Source organism: Prochlorococcus sp. MIT 1307, from assembly GCF_034092395.1.
Taxonomy (GTDB): Bacteria; Cyanobacteriota; Cyanobacteriia; order PCC-6307; family Cyanobiaceae; genus AG-363-K07.
This window is the reverse complement of the sequence record NZ_CP139301.1, coordinates 1052700-1068657: the sequence shown is the minus strand read 5'-3', so window position 1 is coordinate 1068657 and position 15958 is coordinate 1052700. Positions and strand designations below refer to the sequence as shown.

Here is a 15958-nt window from a genome sequence, read left to right as displayed (position 1 = left end):
TTGATTGATTAGCTTTTTGGGGCTGAAGTGGAGTCACTTCTTTGAAGTCGGACTTATGAAAGAGTCTTTTCAGATGGATGCTTATTTTCTTGGAGAATTTAGTCCTTTAACCATGGGACATTGCTACCTACAGCTTCAGCGACATTCTCGAATCCATGGCGATCTAATTGAGCTAGAACCCCTTCAAGAATATTGGGCACTAAATCTGGACCTTGAAAAATCCATCCTGTGTAAATCTGTATTAGGGAGGCTCCAGCACTAATTCGTTCCCATGCACTTTCTGGAGAATCGATGCCTCCTACTCCTATAAGAGGCAAATTTGGTCCAGCAGCATTACGTAGTCGTTGAATTACTTCAACTCCACGTTCCCGTAGAGGGGCACCGCTAAGTCCGCCGGCTTCTTCTTTGATAGGACGTCCTGTTTGGGAAAGAACTCTTTGTTCTAATCCGAGTCGGTCAAGGCTAGTATTTACTGCAATCAACCCAGCTAATCCCTCTTCGAAAGAGAGCCTGGCTACTTCATCAATAGCTTTATTATTTAAATCTGGCGCAATTTTTACTAGTAAAGGAGGGCAATTGTTCAATTTTCTTAGCTCTCTAACTAGCCGAAGTAATTGCTTGGAATGTTGAAGATCTCTTAGACCAGGTGTATTTGGTGAACTGACGTTAATTACAGCGTAATCTGCGTGTGAAGAAAGTACTTCAAGTGATGAGGAATAGTCATTTGGAGCTTCCTCTATTGGGGTTATTTTCGATTTGCCAAAGTTAAGTCCAATTGGAGTAGCTCTTTGGCCAGGTGGGTTTAGTTGTTGTCTCTCAAGAGTTTTTCTCATCGACTCTGCGCCATTGTTGTTAAAACCCATTCGATTTAAAGCTGCTTGTTCAGCAGCAAGACGGAAGAGTCTTGGGCGAGGATTGCCTGGTTGAGCATGCCAAGTGACTGTGCCTAGCTCTGCAAAACCAAAACCAAAGATATTCCATATCGCTGCAGCTATTCCGTTTTTATCTAATCCTGCAGCTAGGCCTATAGGATTTTGGAATTTACAACCAAATAGATTTTGCTCTAAGCGAACATCATGACGTTGTAGATCTCTAGCTAAATATTCCAGTAACCATTTAATTCCTGGCCATTTTCTTTGTCTTGATGCTTGGCCGAGTATAGATAGTGCGATTTGAGTCAAATTTTCTGCATCTATTCCTTCATCTTTGGCCAGGATTGGATTAAAGCAATATTTATAAATCTTGCCTGGTGAAAGAAGCTTGGATTTATATGCTCCGGCCATTTTGTACCTCCTCAGAGTGACTTGTTTTTTGTTGTAGGAATTTCAACCTCCATCTGGAATTCCCAATTGGCTCTACCAACCAATCCCTCCATTCCCAAGACTTTTTCTGTTTTTTCAGTTCAGAAATAGGAGTTTCGATTAGTTCTGCAAGTTCTTCTAAATCCAGACCATATCCATTTTTTGCTATATGGCTTGCCATGTCGAGACGGGTCAGTAATTTTTGCAATGTTTCTGGACCAGGTTTATTTGAGGCGATTGTTGCGCTCAAGTTTCGTTTGCCTGCGATTGTTTTATTAGGACTTAACTTTTGCTCAGAATTCAGCTCTGAATAGGTCCCTTTGGAGTAGCTGACTGCGATTTGATCAACTCTTTCATTGTCGGGATCACCACTATGGCCTTTCACGAATTCGAGAGCAACATTTGAAAGTCGAGCACGATCTAATAATTGCCAAAGATCTTGATTGAGTACTGGCTTACCTGATGAAGTACGCCATCCATTTCGTTTCCAGCCTTGCATCCAATTATTCATACCGTTGATCAAATATTTACTATCGGTTCTGATAGTGAGGTTGGGATGAAGAGGTAGATTTTTTAGACAGTTCAAAATTTCTAGTACTGCTTGAAGTTCCATCCGATTATTTGTTGTTTGTGCTTCATGCCCCCCAAATTCCTTAACAGTGCCATCCTCAAAACGTATTAGTGCGCCCCATCCACCTGGCCCTGGATTTCCACTACATGCACCATCACTGGCAGCGCTTATAACACGGCTGCGATCATCATTCATTTTAGTATTTTGTTTAGATACGGTTTGACCTTTGATAGTCTATTAATGTTGAGAAATCAACTTTGAAGGTTGTTTGAAAACGAGTTATTACTGCATGATGCTTTTTATCCTGCTAAGACCTGTCTTAATTTTCTTAGAATAGCTTCTTAAACTTAACTCTCTAAGAAATGGCTTTGAATATTATGTGACTCTAAAAGTCAAGTTTTATTTGACCTTGGCTGGCCTAATATTTGTTGAATAGAAGTAGGTTTTATAAAGACCACTAGAAATAAATGGGTAAATATATTCGCTTTTGTGAGTATCCCTTAAAGTAATATTCAGGTTTTAAACTTAGGATAGATCCCTCAATATTTTGCATTTGCATAACCTTTGAGGGGCTTGTTTGTAGGCTTAATAAAAAAGCCGAACTCCTAAGTTCGGCTTTTTTATTAAGGGTTAGAGGGAGTTAATTGACTTGACTTAGTTCAATAGTGATTATTTCAGACTGACCTTGCCGCCTGCTTCTTCAATTGCCTTTTTCAGGCTCTCTGCATCGTCTTTGCCAATACCTTCCTTGATGGTTTTTGGAGCTGCTTCGACCATAGCTTTGGCGTCGCCAAGGCCAAGACCGGTAGCTTCGCGCACTGCCTTAAGGACTTTGATTTTGGAGGAAGCTTCAAAACCTTCCAGCACAACATCGAATTCGGTTTTCTCTTCGGCTGCTTCGGCTCCACCACCACCTCCAGCGGAGGCCCCAGGAGCGGCCATTACAACACCAGCAGAAGCTGCCGCTGATACGCCAAAAGTATCTTCAATTTGTTTTACCAGCTCAGAAGCCTCAAGTAGCGAGAGTGCTTTGAGCGAGTCGAGAATTTCGTCGGTTTTTGCAGACATGGTTGGAATTCAGCAACTAAGTTAGGGAGAAAAGTCGAATCGAAGTGATGGGTTCAGCTTTCGCCATTGTCGGCGTGCTGCTTTAAAGATCTGGCAAGGCCAGAAGGAACCTCGTTAATACCAACAGCGATTTTGGTGGTCACTGCATTAAGTGCACCAGCAATCTGTGCCATTAGAACTTCCTTCGTAGGAATGCTTGCAATGGCCTTGATTTCATCCTGAGTTAGGAGCTTGCCTTCAAATAGACCGCCCTTGGTCTCAGATTTTTTGGTGTCTTTCTGAAAGGCTTGTACGGCTTTAACCGCACCTCCAACATCGCCCTTTACCAGAACGAATGCATTAGTACCAGTCAGTAATGATTCGAGGTTTGCCCAGGCACCATTTCCATCAATTGCATGACGCATCAAGGTATTTTTAGTTACCTTGCATACTCCATTGTTGGCTTGCAGACGAGTCCGCAAGTCAGACATTTCTTTGATAGACAAGCCCTGATAGTCCAGAACTAATGCCATTTCTGCCTTGTCGAGAAGTCCTTTGAGCTCTTCGACGATCTGTTTTTTGCTCTCCAGCGTGCGGCCCATAGGGATTGGATCGAATCGGGGGAAGAGATGCCGGACACGCGACGACCGCAAATACTCCTAAGAGGCGAGGCCGCTTGTGATTCAATCCTTGGATTAGAAAAACTTTTGCGTATGCCTCGATAGGATTTATACAAGCATTACTTAATCCAATGGGAAGTAAGTAATTTTGATACCTATTGTCTTTGGCCGGGCGCCTGCCCGTTGGCTTTCGCCATCTAATAAAGATACAACAAGAAGGTCATACTTCTTGTTGTATTTCTTGGAGTGCAGTGACATCAATCTCTACTGATGGCCCCATCGTTGATGATAGGTAGAGGCTTTTCCAGTAACGACCTTTGGCACCACTAGGCTTGTTACGGTCAATAACCTCTTGCAAAGTTTTTAGGTTTTCGAGTAAGGCTTCTGGTGAAAAACTCGCTTTTCCGAAACGCACATGAACGATGCCAGCTCGATCAGCACGGAATTCTAGTTTTCCTGCTTTAAATTCCTTTATTGCACCTATGAGGTCGGTAGTGACAGTACCTGCTTTGGGATTGGGCATTAGACCTCGTGGCCCAAGTACTCTTCCTAGTTTGGCCACTTTGGGCATCATGTCAGGCGTTGCTATGAGGAGGTCGAAGTTCATTTCGCCTTTATTGATAATTTCCACTAGATCATCATCACCTGCTAACTCTGCTCCTGCTGACTTGGCTTCTGCAACTTTTTCGCCGCGGGTTATAACTGCAATTCGAACAGTCTGCCCACTTCCTTGAGGGAGCGTAACGGTTGTTCGGAGTTGTTGGTCAGTGTATTTAGGATCTATACCTAACCGGGCATGCGCTTCGATAGTTTCATCAAATTTCGCTGTGGCGTTTTCTTTGACGAGTTTGATTCCTTCAAGAGGATCATATGTTCTATCCTCGACTTTCGACGAGAGACTAGCCATACGTTTTGAATTTTTTGCCATAATTTTTTGGGGTGCTGGCGACAGAAAATGTCTTCCCCTGGAATTGATTAAAAGTTTAGTTTAGAAATGAACTAGAACTGATATTCAGTCGCTGATGGAAACGCCCATATTCCGCGCTGTTCCTTCAATTACTCGCATTGCAGATTCAACGCTAGAGCAGTTCAAGTCAGGAAGCTTTGTCTTGGCAATTTCCTCAAGTTGGGCACGACTAATACTACCTGCTTGGCCTTTTGCTGATTCACCTGAACCTTTATCTATACCAGCAGCTTTGGTAATCAATACCGATGCAGGTGGTGTTTTGGTTATAAAGGTGAAACTTCGATCTTCAAAGACCGATATTTCTACAGGGATAACAAAACCTGCTTTGTCTTGAGTTTTGGCATTGTATTCTTTGCAAAATGCCATGATATTTACTCCGTGTTGACCTAAGGCAGGACCAACAGGAGGGGCAGGATTGGCTTTGCCGGCCTGGAGGGCCAACTTAATAACAGCTACGACTTTCTTGGCCATCGGGGCGAGTTGAATTGGAAGACTGTGGATCACCTGACTTCATTTGACAGGTGTAGCGAGGTGACAAACTTACCTCGGAGACCACCCTCCACAGGGAGGTGGTCTCCTTTGATTTAGTTTTGTTTGGTGATTTGAGAAAACTCCAGCTCGACAGGAGTCTCTCGTCCGAAGATAGAAAGTAGGGCTTTTAACTTGCTGCGTTCACCAGAAACTTCTATTACTTCTCCTTGGAAGTCTTTGAAAGGTCCTGATGTCACAACGATTTGATCACCTTCTGTTAGATCTAATTTGACAACAGTCTTTTTCTCTGCTGCACGTTTAAAGATCCTATCCACTTCTTGTCTGCTCAGCGGCCTAGGCTTTATATGTCCTCGTGACTTGCCTGTTGCTCGACGATCTTCAGCTCCTACAAAATTAATTACATTTGGCGTGCTCCTTACAGCCATCATGGTGTCTTCATCAAGGACCATGCGAACTAAGACGTAACCAGGGAAAACTTTTTCTTCAGTGGATTGACGACTACCATCTTTTTTTAATTTCACTGCAGGGGTTTGAGGAATTTCTATTTCTAGAATTCGGTTGCTGACACCAAGAGTGACTGCACGTTGCTCGAGTGTTGCTTTTACTTTTTTTTCACAGCTTGATGCCACTTGCACTGCATACCATCTGGCTATGGATGTTTTAGCCATGGATGATGTTGTAAGGATGTTGTCCTCTCCAGGGTTAGGAGCAGGTAGATCCATCACCTCTTTTTGTGTTTTGGGTGTGGGATCGAACTCTGACACTTGGGAATTGATTAGGTGAAATGTTTGAGGAAATTGTGTTGAGCTTTGAAGAAGTCAACGGAAAATTTGGGACGCTCCCCATCCGTAAAAGCGACTGACAGCAGCAATTGATGCTGCCGATAGTGTCACCATCAGAATGACAGCAATTGATTCGCTGAAGAGTTGTTGACGACTTGGCCAAACAACTAGCTTCAACTCTTCAAGAGTTGCGGTAAAAAAACCATTTTTTCTGATGGGTTCTACCCCAGTAGAAATTTGAGTTGGTTCTGTGGGCTCTTGGGGAGTGGGGCTTGTCACAAGAAAAAGCCGGAGGCTGACGCCTGTGCACAATTAAATGCACTAGGTGACAAAGTCACAGACTACCGGATGCTTGTTAATTTTCTGCAAAAAATTGCAGTGATTCTGAATCTTTATTTGAAGTTTGGACGCGAATAGCACTTACACCCTTGAATTGTTCTTCCAGCAGTTGCGTTGCAAGAGGGTTCTCAAGTTGTCGTCTTAACACACGCCTTAAGGGGCGAGCTCCATATTCAGGCTCGTAACCTTGTAATGCCAAAGTTTCAATTGCTGATTGATCAACTCGTAATTCAAGACCTTGTTCCGCTAGAAGATTTGTCAGATCTTTCAAGTAGAGCCTAATTATTTGCTGAAGATCTGTTGTTTTTAGTGGGCGGAATCTAATGACTTCATCAACGCGATTTAAAAATTCGGGTCGAAATTTGTTTCTTAGGGCTTCATCAATTTGTTTGGTTAGATTTTGCTCAAGTTCTCTCGTTCCACTGCCTTGCTCTTTAGATAGCTTTGCGGTATCTAGGATTGCTCTACTGGCAAGATTGCTTGTCATAACAATTACAGTGTGCCGGAAGTCGACAGTTCTGCCTTGTGAATCTGTAAGGCGACCATCATCAAGAACTTGAAGGAGCAAGTTGAATACATCTGGATGGGCTTTTTCAATCTCGTCCAAAAGCAAAACTGCATAAGGACGATCACTCACTGCTTCCGTGAGTTGCCCACCTTCTTCATAGCCCACATATCCAGGAGGGGCGCCCAGAAGACGTGCTACGGCATTCCGTTCCATGAACTCGCTCATATCTAGTCGGACCAACGCTTCTTCCTCATCGAATAGAGAAGCAGCAAGAGTTTTTGCTAGTTCTGTTTTACCTACTCCTGTTGGGCCTAGAAATAAAAATGACCCAACGGGACGACGAGGATCTTTCATTCCTGCTCGAGCTCTGCGTATAGCAGCTGATACGGCTTGCACAGCTTCTTTTTGACCAATAACTCTCTCTCCTAACTCACTTTCTAGGTTTAAAAGTTTTTGTCTTTCACCTGCAAGGACTCTTTGAACAGGTATGCCAGTCCATCGGGCAACAACATCAGCAATATCCTCTGCTGCAACTTGGTCATGAATGATTGCTTTCCCAGATGATTGAGCTTCCGCAAGAGAATCTTCAAGATCTTTTCTTCGTTGCTGCAACTGGTGCAGTTGGTCATATTGCAGGCGAGCAGCTGTCTCAAGATCGCCGATACTTTCTTTATCGGCAATTGCGGCTAGTAGTTCTTCGTTTTGTTGCTCTAAGTCTCTCAGTTCATCTAATTGCGAACGCTCTAATTGCCAATACTCTGTCAATTCCTGAAGATGACTAGCGGCTATTGCTCGATCATTTTGTAATCTTGTCAGCTCTTCTTTAGGTGCTTTTGCTGCTTCCAGTAATTCAAGTTCAAGGTTTTTGAGTTGTGATTCTGCGTCTTCAATGATTTGGGGTTTAGAAGTGATTTCTATTTTTAGTTGGGCAGATGCTTCATCGATTAAATCGATTGCCTTATCAGGCAGGCATCGGTCACTTATGTAGCGATCTGCTAATCGATTAGCAGTTGTTATTGCATCATCAGAAATTTTCACTCCGTGATGAAGTTCGTATCGCTCTTTGAGACCACGAAGAATCTGTATGCTCAAGTCAAGATTTGGTTCTTTGATAAGAACTTGTTGAAATTGTCGATTCAGTGCAGGGTCTTTTTCAACAGTTCTACGAAAGTTTTCAGGGGTTGTTGCTCCAATACAACGGAGGTCGCCTCTAGCAAGAAATGGTTTGATCAAGCTTCCAGCATCTGCATTTGAACGATCTGTACTAAAAACAGTATGTAATTCATCCATGAACAACACCACGCCAGCATCAGGATGACTGGCTTCTGCTAGGACAGAACGAAATCGTTCTTCGAATTGACCACGAAACTTGGCCCCAGCAATTAATGCTCCTAAGTCAAGGGAAATTAGTTTTAAACCTTTTAGAGAGTCAGGAACCTCATCAGCAACGATTCGCTGCGCCAATAATTCGGCAATGGCTGTTTTCCCTACTCCTGGAGCTCCAATGAGAACAGGATTGTTTTTACCTTTGCGAGATAGAACCTTTATTAGGCTTTTTATCTCGGAATCTCTGCCAATTACAGGATCTAATTGTCCTAATTGAGCAGCTGAGGTGAGGTCTCGTCCATATGATTCAAGTGCCTTTGGCTCTTCTTTTATTTGCAAAGAATCTTGAGGGCTTGTAGTTATGACTTCTTCGCTTCTTTCAGATTTTGAAACGGAGGAAGAGTTTTGATTCCTTTGATCTCTAGCTTCTGATTTTGAAATTGACTTGGATGCTACATATTGTTTTTTTGATTGTTCCAAGTAAGGAAGAGCAGGTACTGGGGAACGTTGCAGTTCCGCTTCAAGAAGTTCACTTGGCAGACCGAGCTCCTCAAACAATTGAGCGCCTATCCGTTGATCCCGTCCTATTGCTATGAGAATATGCGAAACCTCTATTAATCGGGATCCCCAACGATTCCGGAAATGATCTGCGTTTTCAAGAAGATCTTCAAGGTCATCACCAATAATCAGGCTTTCTCCACGCGACATTGGCTGCTCTGCGAGAAAGCCTTCTAAGCGTTCAAGTAACGCTGAATGATCAATTGGTAAAGCTTCAAGAAAATTTATGTAAGCACGATCGCTGCATAGGACCTGAAGTAGATGCTCAACATCTAAATGTCCATGTCTCCATCTTTTTGCTAAGGACTGAGCAGCTAATAATAAATTCCAGGCTTCATCACTAAAACAATCAGGTTCTGAGGTGAGGCTCCCCTGCATAGAATTTTTGCTGAGAGTCTCAAAAGACATGGAAATTAATTCGCATTACTACTAGGGGCCTTTTCAATTAACTCAATTTTGTAACCATCTGGGTCTTGAACAAATGCAATCACTGTGCTGCCATGTTTCATTGGACCTGGTTCTCTTACAACAAGGCCACCGTTTTGTTTGATGGATTTGCAGGTGGTAAAAATATCGTCCACTCCTACAGCAATATGACCATAGCCTTCTCCAACTTCATATTGATTGATGTCCCAATTGTGAGTTAATTCAAGGACTGTGCTTTCATCCTCTGGACTGAAACCAACAAAAGCCAGAGTGAAACGTCCTGAAGGATAATCCTTGCGGCGTAATAGTTTCATACCAAGAATGTCGATGTAGAACTTTAGAGATTTATCTAGATCACCAACTCGAAGCATGGTATGAAGGATTCGCATGATTGGGAATTTGAAAATCACAGAATGGTTGATTGTGAGCCAAGGTTGCTCTCAGATGACTTGCTGAAATAGCAGGAGTGCAAAACAACTCACAGCCAACTTATGGGTAGACCCATAGGATTTCAATAATCCCCGCGAGACAACGTGATTGATTCTTTAGACCTCATCATTGACACCATCCTGGCAAGGGAAGTTCTTGACTCTCGTGGGAACCCAACTGTGGAAGCTGAGGTTGTTCTTGAGGGAGGAGCAATTGGTCGGGCCATAGTCCCTAGTGGTGCCAGTACAGGTGTACACGAAGCCCATGAGATGAGGGATGGAGAAGAACGATATATGGGGAAGGGTGTTACAAAATCAGTGAATCACATTGAAGAACGAATAGCTCCTTCGCTATGTGGTCTTTCTTCGTTAGATCAAGCAACTATTGATTCTTCAATGCTGGAGCTTGATGGAAGTCCTAATAAATCCGTTTTAGGAGCCAATTCCATTCTGGCTGTAAGCCTTGCTAATGCTCGAGCTGCAGCCAATGGGCTTGGATTGCCTTTATATCGCTATTTAGGGGGCCCTATGGCCTCTCTTTTGCCAGTTCCTTTGATGAATGTGATTAATGGAGGAGCACATGCTGCTAATAACCTCGACTTTCAGGAATTTATGCTTGTCCCTCATGGGGCAAGCAGCTTCCGAGAAGCTTTGCGCATGGGTGCGGAGGTATTTCATACTCTCAAGAGCCTTTTAATTGAAAGAGGCTTGTCTACTTCAGTTGGAGATGAAGGCGGCTTTGCTCCAAACCTTGCAAGTAATCAGGAGGCGGGAGATTTGCTTGTGGATGCTATAGAGAAAGCTGGCTTTCAGCCTGGTAAACAGATTTCCCTGGCATTAGATGTTGCAAGCACTGAGTTCTTTATGGATGGAATTTATAGATATGGTGGTGGAAATTACACCAGTCAAGAGATGATTAAGGAACTAACTAAATTAGTCCATAGTTATCCAATCATCTCTATAGAAGATGGACTTGCTGAAGATGACTGGAAGGGTTGGGCATTGCTTACTAAAGAATTAGGACATAAAGTTCAGTTGGTTGGTGACGATATATTCGTAACTAACACTAGTCGCCTCCAACAGGGCATTGATCAAAATGTCGCAAACTCTATCCTGATTAAAGTCAATCAAATAGGTTCTTTAACAGAAACCATTGAAGCGATATCTTTAGCGAATCGCTCAGGGTATTCAAGTGTAATTAGTCATCGAAGTGGAGAAACCGAAGACACAACAATTGCTGATCTTTCTGTTGCAACTAGAGCGGGACAAATAAAAACAGGCTCATTGAGTAGAAGTGAAAGAGTTGCTAAATATAATCAATTGTTGCGTATAGAAGATGAACTGAGAGGACAAGCCTTATATGCAGGAGCTGTAAATTTAGGGCCAAGAGGTAGAAATTAAAAGCTTTCTTTTTTTGATTGATATTTCTGTTTATTTTCTATCTTGGATTTGATCGATCCTGTTGTCGCGATTAATTCTAAATTGTAATTTTAACCATCCAACACTCAGTGGGATTCCAATAAATAATGGTATAAATGAAAGGATAGGTTTATGGCTAGATCCTAGAAGTGCTGCACTAATACCAAGGCAACCTAGCAATATAGATTGACTCATCGCTCTTTGAGTATTAATCATTCGACGTAATTGTCTGTCAGATTCCCCCATGCGAATTTGAAGTTGGAGGTCACCTTGCTCTAATTTTTCTAAGCTTTCATCTAAACGCTTAGGCAGTGCAACTGCCTTGCTCCCTAAAGCACCAACTTGTCGTCCCAGTTCATTGATCAGGTCATTTGGATTGGAATTGCTTGAATTCATTAGAGGCAGAATGTATGGCTTTGCTATATCTATCAAATTAAAGCTTGGGTCAAGACTACGCCCTACCCCTTCAAAGGTTGATAGGGCTCTCATAACAAAAATTAATTCTACTGGGATTCGAAAGGGTTTCCCATAGACAAGGTCGTAAATATCTCCTGAAAGTTTCTCGATTACATTCGTACTAAATGGAGGAGTTAGTGCTTCTTTTAGCATTATTCTTACTAACCTTCTGACAGGCCCTACTTCTATCCCAGAAGCAATTAAGCCCGCTGCTTGTAATTCTGTTACCAGTCTGGCAGCATCTCTTCCAGCAGCAGCGGTAACCATTGAACCTAATCTGCTGCGAAGTCCACTAGATATCAATCCCATCATCCCAAAGTCGTAGTAGATCAAAGCTCCATCAGTTGCTACTGCGAGATTTCCTGGATGTGGGTCAGCATGAAAAAAACCAAATTGCACCAGTTGTTTTAGATAACTAGTAGCTCCAGTTTTTGCTATTGAAGATGGATCTATACCATGTTCTATTAGTGATATGCGGTCATTGATTTTTATGCCTGGGAGGTAGTCAAGGCAGAGAATTTTTTGTGTGCTTAGTTCCCATACAACTCCTGGAATACGTATGTCTGGCTGTTCAAGAAATTGTTGACGAAACCTTGCTGCATATTGAGCTTCTAATCGAAAATCTAGCTCTCTAAGTAATACTTTTTGGCATTCTTTCGCAATTCCAACAAAGTCTCTGCCATTACTCCAGTTCCGGTTTCGTTGAAAGACAGCTGCTACTTGTTGCATGACTTCCAGATCAAGACGAAATAACTTTTCAAGTCCTGGGCGCTGAATTTTTAATACAACCTGGCGACCATTTTTTAATTGAGCACGATGCACTTGTGCCAGTGACGCTGCTCCTAAAGGTTCTTGATCAATATCAACAATTTCTTTGTATTTTGAGCCTAATTCTTGTTCAATTACAGCTTGAGCTTTTTGAAAGCTAAAAGCGGGTACCTTGTCTTGCAAATCAGCCAGCTCTGTTACCCATCCGGAAGGCAATACGTCTGGGCGGGCTGAAAGAAGTTGGCCCAGCTTGATGAAGGCTGATCCCAGATGAACCAATTCTTTAGTTAACCAGCGAGCTCTAATTTGCTGTCGTGCTTGTTTCTTTTCAAAACTCCTGCCTAGTGGGTAGCTCCAGGCACGTCTATCCCACCAAATAAAAAACAACAGAGATACAACTGCTTTCCAAATGCGAAGTGCACGGAAACCCCGCCTAAGACAATCAAGGAATTTCCAAAAAGCCATTAGCTTTTGGCCTCTAGCTTGCTATTGAGTTCAGCTGCTTTTGCTCTAATTCGATCAATCCTTTCTTGAGGCGTTTCAAAATTTGGATTGTTAGGTTTTTGTTTGGTATCTGAGCTCTCGTGATTTGTTTCTTTATCGAGTCGGTTGGCCTCTTCCATTACTTCCTCTTGGAAAAGTTCCCATTCGGTTCGAAGCCTCTCAGGCGCGTCTTGCGCGATGACGGCTAGTTCAGCAACTGATTTTATAAGCTTTTCCCCTATTCGCACTCCTAGGCGGTTAAGGGTGGCTTTTAGAAGGTTGTCAGAAGCACTCATTAGTTATCTCTCCTACAAGAAACAGTGATAGACCATGGCTTGGTTAAGGTTCAAGAAGTGCTTTAAAAAGCTCATCAAATTTTTTTTCTCTGGCCATTAATTGTGAATTTGAGCTTGGGAACTCTTTTGGTTTAGGTGTGTTTCTAGTTCTTTTTGGTTTCTTTAGTTTCATCTCCTTATCTTGGGTCTCATTGTTTTCCAGAGCTTCTAAAGCAGTTTGCATTTCTGCTTCTTGAAGCTCTGCAAATTTTGAAATCTGTTTTTTCTCTGCTTTCTTGGGCTTTATATTTCCTAAATTTCCATTCGTTTTTAAGCCCGAAGCCATGCCTTGATTAGAACTTTGGAATGCTTCCCGTTTTCTGTTGGAGAACGTGTGAGGGATAGACAAGAATTTTATTTTTGGTCGGTTTTGGTTGTGTTTATTGAGCATGGCTCTATGAGTGACTTCATATCCTGCCGCTAAGCAGCATCCCACCAAGAGTGGGCTAATCCAGAAGCTTGAAATTTTTTTCGTTTTTTCTTGCGCCATCATTTGTAATTGCACACTTACCTGTGATGCTCCATTTGTAAGCTTGTAATAGCTCGATTCAGCTGAATTGGCTTTTTACATTTTGTCTAAGTGCCACTGAGGAGCTTGAAAATTTTCTTTAAGGGATCTTTTCTTCACTAAAGTTCTGAGAGGATAAGAAATGAAGCTAATGAGGGGAGAAGTCGGATTTTTTTAAGGCACTTCCTCTCCTAGTTTCATATGCTGATTCTGTTGCCATAAGTCAAAGCTCTTAAGGAGACCTTCCCATTGGAAACAATAGAAGCTGATGTTGTGATTGTGGGAGGTGGACCTGCAGGTTGTACCTGTGCGCTTTACACAGCCAGAGCCAATTTAAAGACAGTGATTCTGGACAAGAATCCTGCAGTGGGCGCCTTGGCCATCACACATCAAATTGCTAATTATCCTGGAGTATCAAGTGAAATGAGCGGAGAAGCTCTGCTTACTTTGATGCGGGATCAAGCAATTGAATACGGTACGGATTTTCGTCGCGCCCAGGTTTTTGGGGTTGATGTTAATGGAGATTGGAAAACGGTTTATACACCTGAGGGAACATTTAAAGGACGTTCATTGGTACTAGCTAGCGGGGCCATGGGCCGACCAGCTTCCTTTAAGGGAGAGGCTGATTTTCTTGGACGAGGAGTGAGTTATTGCGCTACATGTGATGGTGCATTTTATAAAGGGCGTGAAGTTGCAGTAGTTGGCACAAATAAGGAGGCTGTCGAGGAGGCTCAGGTACTGACAAAGTTTGCTTCGATAGTCCATTGGATTACGTCCAATGATCCTAAAGATGATGATTTAGAGGCTAAAGCTTTAATTTCTCAGCACAATGTTCGCCATTGGAGCAAAACAAGGTTGATGCAAATAGAGGGAAATGAAAGTGGTGTTAGTGGAATTAAAGTGAAATCTCGCTCAGACGAGAATCAGCAATCTTTATCTTTAGAGGGGGTTTTTGTGTATATGAGTGGCTCTAAACCGATTACTGATTTTCTTGGAGGCCAAGTTGCTTTAAGAGAAGATGGGGGTGTTGTTGTGGATGACTTTATGTCTACTACTTCTGAAGGTGTTTGGGCTATTGGTGATATTCGTAATACTCCTTTTAAGCAAGCAGTAGTTGCAGCATCTGATGGATGTATTGCAGCAATGGCCATAGATCGATTTTTGAATAGTCGTAAATCAATTCGTGTGGATTGGGTGCATGCTTGAGAGAAGATATTTACATTGAAAAACAATTCAAATTAATATAAGGATATGCTTAGATATAATCAACTTAGGTAATTGCTTGCTTCTTGATTAGAGTGGATTCGCTTCAGAAGTATAAGCAACGCCACCGTAATAACTAAGAATAGGCTGGATATTGACTTTTATTCTCTCTAATAATTCCTCTGGGCAAAAAATAATTACATGTGCATTCGCTCCAAGGCCGGTAAACTCCATGTCTTCTGAAACAACTCTTTCAGGCCCTCTCCCAGTTACATGCTTCATAACTGTATAACCAGGAACTTCTGCTTTTTCCAGGCATTTGATCATTTCATCTAATTCTCTCTCACTAAAAATAAGATCTAAACGCTTCATGTTTTTCATTTGATCAGGATGTCAGTGGGATTAATCGATTTACTAATCCCATATAGACTGGGATACCTATAACTATATTGAATGGGAAAGTAAGTCCAAGTGTTGTTGAGATGTAATAGCTTGATTTTGCTTCTGGGACTGTCATTCTCATTGCCGCTGGAACAGCAAGATAAGATGCGCTTGCACATAGCACCACAAATAACAATGCATTTCCTGGGCCTAGCTCCAACATTTTTGCAACAAATACACCAATTACTGCATTGAAAATTGGCATGCCTACGGCAAAAACAATTAAGAAGGAGCCTGCTTTTTTAAGTGCAGGAAGTCTTTGAGCTGCAACAATTCCCATATCAAGTAGAAAGAAGCATTCGACTCCATAGAAAAGTTTGACAGTAAAAGGTTGCATTTTTGTGACTCCTAAAGGGTTAAATGCAACTGTTAAGAACCCTATTAATAAGCTGCCCAATAATAAGTAAACTGAACCATTTAACATTGATTCGTGGAGGATTTCTCTCCACTTCATTGTTCTTTCTAAAGGCCTTTCTTTCGGAGCTGCTATTTTTACAAGTAAAAGACCAACTATTATTGCTGGTGACTCCATGATTGCGAGAGCAGCAACCATGAAGCCATCGAATTGAATATTTTGACTGTATAAGAAACTTTCTGCAGTTATGAATGTAACTGCACTGATTGAACCATAAGCAGCTGCAATTGCTGCAGAATTAAATACATTTAACTTTATTCTGAGGATGCAAAAACAAATAAGTGGTATTACAAGAGACATTACTATTGCTGCAACTATAGTTGGGATAACAGGACCTCCAAAGCCACTTTGATATAACTCAATTCCCCCTTTAAAGCCAATTGCAAGAAGTAGATATAATGAAAAGAGCTTTGGCAGTGGTGCTGGAATCTCTAGATCAGATTTAAGTAAGACGGCTGAAGCTCCAAGAAAGAAGAAAAGAACCGGAGGCGTTAATACATTTTGTAGGATGAGGCTTGTATCCATATAATTCTTGTGAAATTAGTTGAGTGTTAAAGGGATTGAT

At 42.0% G+C, this 15958-nt stretch carries 18 protein-coding genes; 2 read left to right on the top strand and 16 right to left on the bottom strand.

The window, feature by feature from the left end; translation table 11 throughout:
* Positions 1-98: 98 nt before the first annotated feature.
* From SOI82_RS05560 to gloA, 11 genes are all read right to left on the bottom strand, one after another.
* Positions 99-1283 (bottom strand): quinone-dependent dihydroorotate dehydrogenase, encoded by a 1185-nt coding sequence (locus SOI82_RS05560; RefSeq protein WP_320666478.1) that lies wholly within the window; start codon positions 1281-1283, stop codon positions 99-101.
* Positions 1267-2067: a ribonuclease HI gene (gene rnhA, locus SOI82_RS05555; RefSeq protein WP_320666477.1), complete on the bottom strand. Its 801-nt coding sequence runs from the start codon at positions 2065-2067 to the stop codon at positions 1267-1269. Before rnhA ends, SOI82_RS05560 begins: the two co-directional genes overlap by 17 nt.
* A gap of 474 nt (positions 2068-2541) precedes the next feature.
* The gene (gene rplL / locus SOI82_RS05550; RefSeq protein ID WP_320666476.1) at positions 2542-2940 is read right to left on the bottom strand and encodes a 50S ribosomal protein L7/L12; all 399 of its coding nucleotides are present in this window, start codon (positions 2938-2940) and stop codon (positions 2542-2544) included.
* Between the two features lie 53 nt (positions 2941-2993).
* Complete coding sequence (gene rplJ / locus SOI82_RS05545; protein WP_320668346.1) at positions 2994-3491, bottom strand: 50S ribosomal protein L10; 498 nt, start codon at positions 3489-3491, stop codon at positions 2994-2996.
* Positions 3403-3606: a hypothetical protein gene (locus SOI82_RS05540; protein WP_320668465.1), complete on the bottom strand. Its 204-nt coding sequence runs from the start codon at positions 3604-3606 to the stop codon at positions 3403-3405. The genes rplJ and SOI82_RS05540 overlap by 89 nt, the downstream gene beginning before the upstream one ends.
* A gap of 153 nt (positions 3607-3759) precedes the next feature.
* Positions 3760-4467 carry a 50S ribosomal protein L1 gene (gene rplA, locus SOI82_RS05535; protein ID WP_320666475.1) on the bottom strand — a complete coding sequence of 236 codons (708 nt, stop codon included), beginning with the start codon at positions 4465-4467 and terminating at the stop codon, positions 3760-3762.
* Between the two features lie 84 nt (positions 4468-4551).
* The gene (gene rplK, locus SOI82_RS05530; RefSeq protein ID WP_320666474.1) at positions 4552-4977 is read right to left on the bottom strand and encodes a 50S ribosomal protein L11; all 426 of its coding nucleotides are present in this window, start codon (positions 4975-4977) and stop codon (positions 4552-4554) included.
* A 113-nt stretch (positions 4978-5090) separates the two neighbouring features.
* A complete protein-coding gene (gene nusG, locus SOI82_RS05525) occupies positions 5091-5720 on the bottom strand; it encodes a transcription termination/antitermination protein NusG (RefSeq protein ID WP_320668345.1) in 630 nt (209 codons plus the stop codon).
* A 96-nt stretch (positions 5721-5816) separates the two neighbouring features.
* Positions 5817-6059, bottom strand: a complete 243-nt coding sequence (gene secE / locus SOI82_RS05520; protein WP_414153487.1) for a preprotein translocase subunit SecE — start codon at positions 6057-6059, stop codon at positions 5817-5819.
* 76 nt (positions 6060-6135) lie between these two features.
* Positions 6136-8919: an ATP-dependent Clp protease ATP-binding subunit gene (locus tag SOI82_RS05515; protein ID WP_320666473.1), complete on the bottom strand. Its 2784-nt coding sequence runs from the start codon at positions 8917-8919 to the stop codon at positions 6136-6138.
* A 5-nt stretch (positions 8920-8924) separates the two neighbouring features.
* On the bottom strand, positions 8925-9326 hold the full coding sequence (gloA, locus tag SOI82_RS05510) for a lactoylglutathione lyase (RefSeq protein WP_320666472.1): 402 nt from the start codon (positions 9324-9326) through the stop codon (positions 8925-8927).
* Between the two features lie 144 nt (positions 9327-9470).
* Here gloA and eno point away from each other — a divergent pair, with 144 nt between their 5' ends.
* Positions 9471-10766: a phosphopyruvate hydratase gene (gene eno, locus SOI82_RS05505; RefSeq protein WP_320666471.1), complete on the top strand. Its 1296-nt coding sequence runs from the start codon at positions 9471-9473 to the stop codon at positions 10764-10766.
* A gap of 30 nt (positions 10767-10796) precedes the next feature.
* Here eno and SOI82_RS05500 read toward each other — a convergent pair whose 3' ends face one another.
* Genes SOI82_RS05500 through SOI82_RS05490 form a run of 3 tightly spaced genes read right to left on the bottom strand, consistent with a single transcriptional unit; the run spans position 10797 to position 13331 of the window.
* Positions 10797-12473: an AarF/ABC1/UbiB kinase family protein gene (locus tag SOI82_RS05500; protein WP_320666470.1), complete on the bottom strand. Its 1677-nt coding sequence runs from the start codon at positions 12471-12473 to the stop codon at positions 10797-10799.
* A complete protein-coding gene (locus SOI82_RS05495; RefSeq protein ID WP_320666469.1) occupies positions 12473-12787 on the bottom strand; it encodes a DUF6825 family protein in 315 nt (104 codons plus the stop codon). The genes SOI82_RS05500 and SOI82_RS05495 overlap by 1 nt, the downstream gene beginning before the upstream one ends.
* Before the next feature lie 43 nt (positions 12788-12830).
* Positions 12831-13331 carry a hypothetical protein gene (locus SOI82_RS05490; RefSeq protein WP_320666468.1) on the bottom strand — a complete coding sequence of 167 codons (501 nt, stop codon included), beginning with the start codon at positions 13329-13331 and terminating at the stop codon, positions 12831-12833.
* Positions 13332-13583: 252 nt separating this feature from the next.
* Between SOI82_RS05490 and SOI82_RS05485 the strand changes: the two genes are divergently transcribed.
* A complete protein-coding gene (locus SOI82_RS05485) occupies positions 13584-14540 on the top strand; it encodes an NAD(P)/FAD-dependent oxidoreductase (RefSeq protein WP_320666467.1) in 957 nt (318 codons plus the stop codon).
* 87 nt (positions 14541-14627) lie between these two features.
* Here SOI82_RS05485 and SOI82_RS05480 read toward each other — a convergent pair whose 3' ends face one another.
* Both SOI82_RS05480 and SOI82_RS05475 read right to left on the bottom strand, forming a co-directional pair.
* Positions 14628-14909: a P-II family nitrogen regulator gene (locus SOI82_RS05480; protein ID WP_320666466.1), complete on the bottom strand. Its 282-nt coding sequence runs from the start codon at positions 14907-14909 to the stop codon at positions 14628-14630.
* A 13-nt stretch (positions 14910-14922) separates the two neighbouring features.
* A complete protein-coding gene (locus SOI82_RS05475; protein ID WP_320666465.1) occupies positions 14923-15918 on the bottom strand; it encodes a sodium-dependent bicarbonate transport family permease in 996 nt (331 codons plus the stop codon).
* Between the last annotated feature and the right edge of the window lie 40 nt (positions 15919-15958).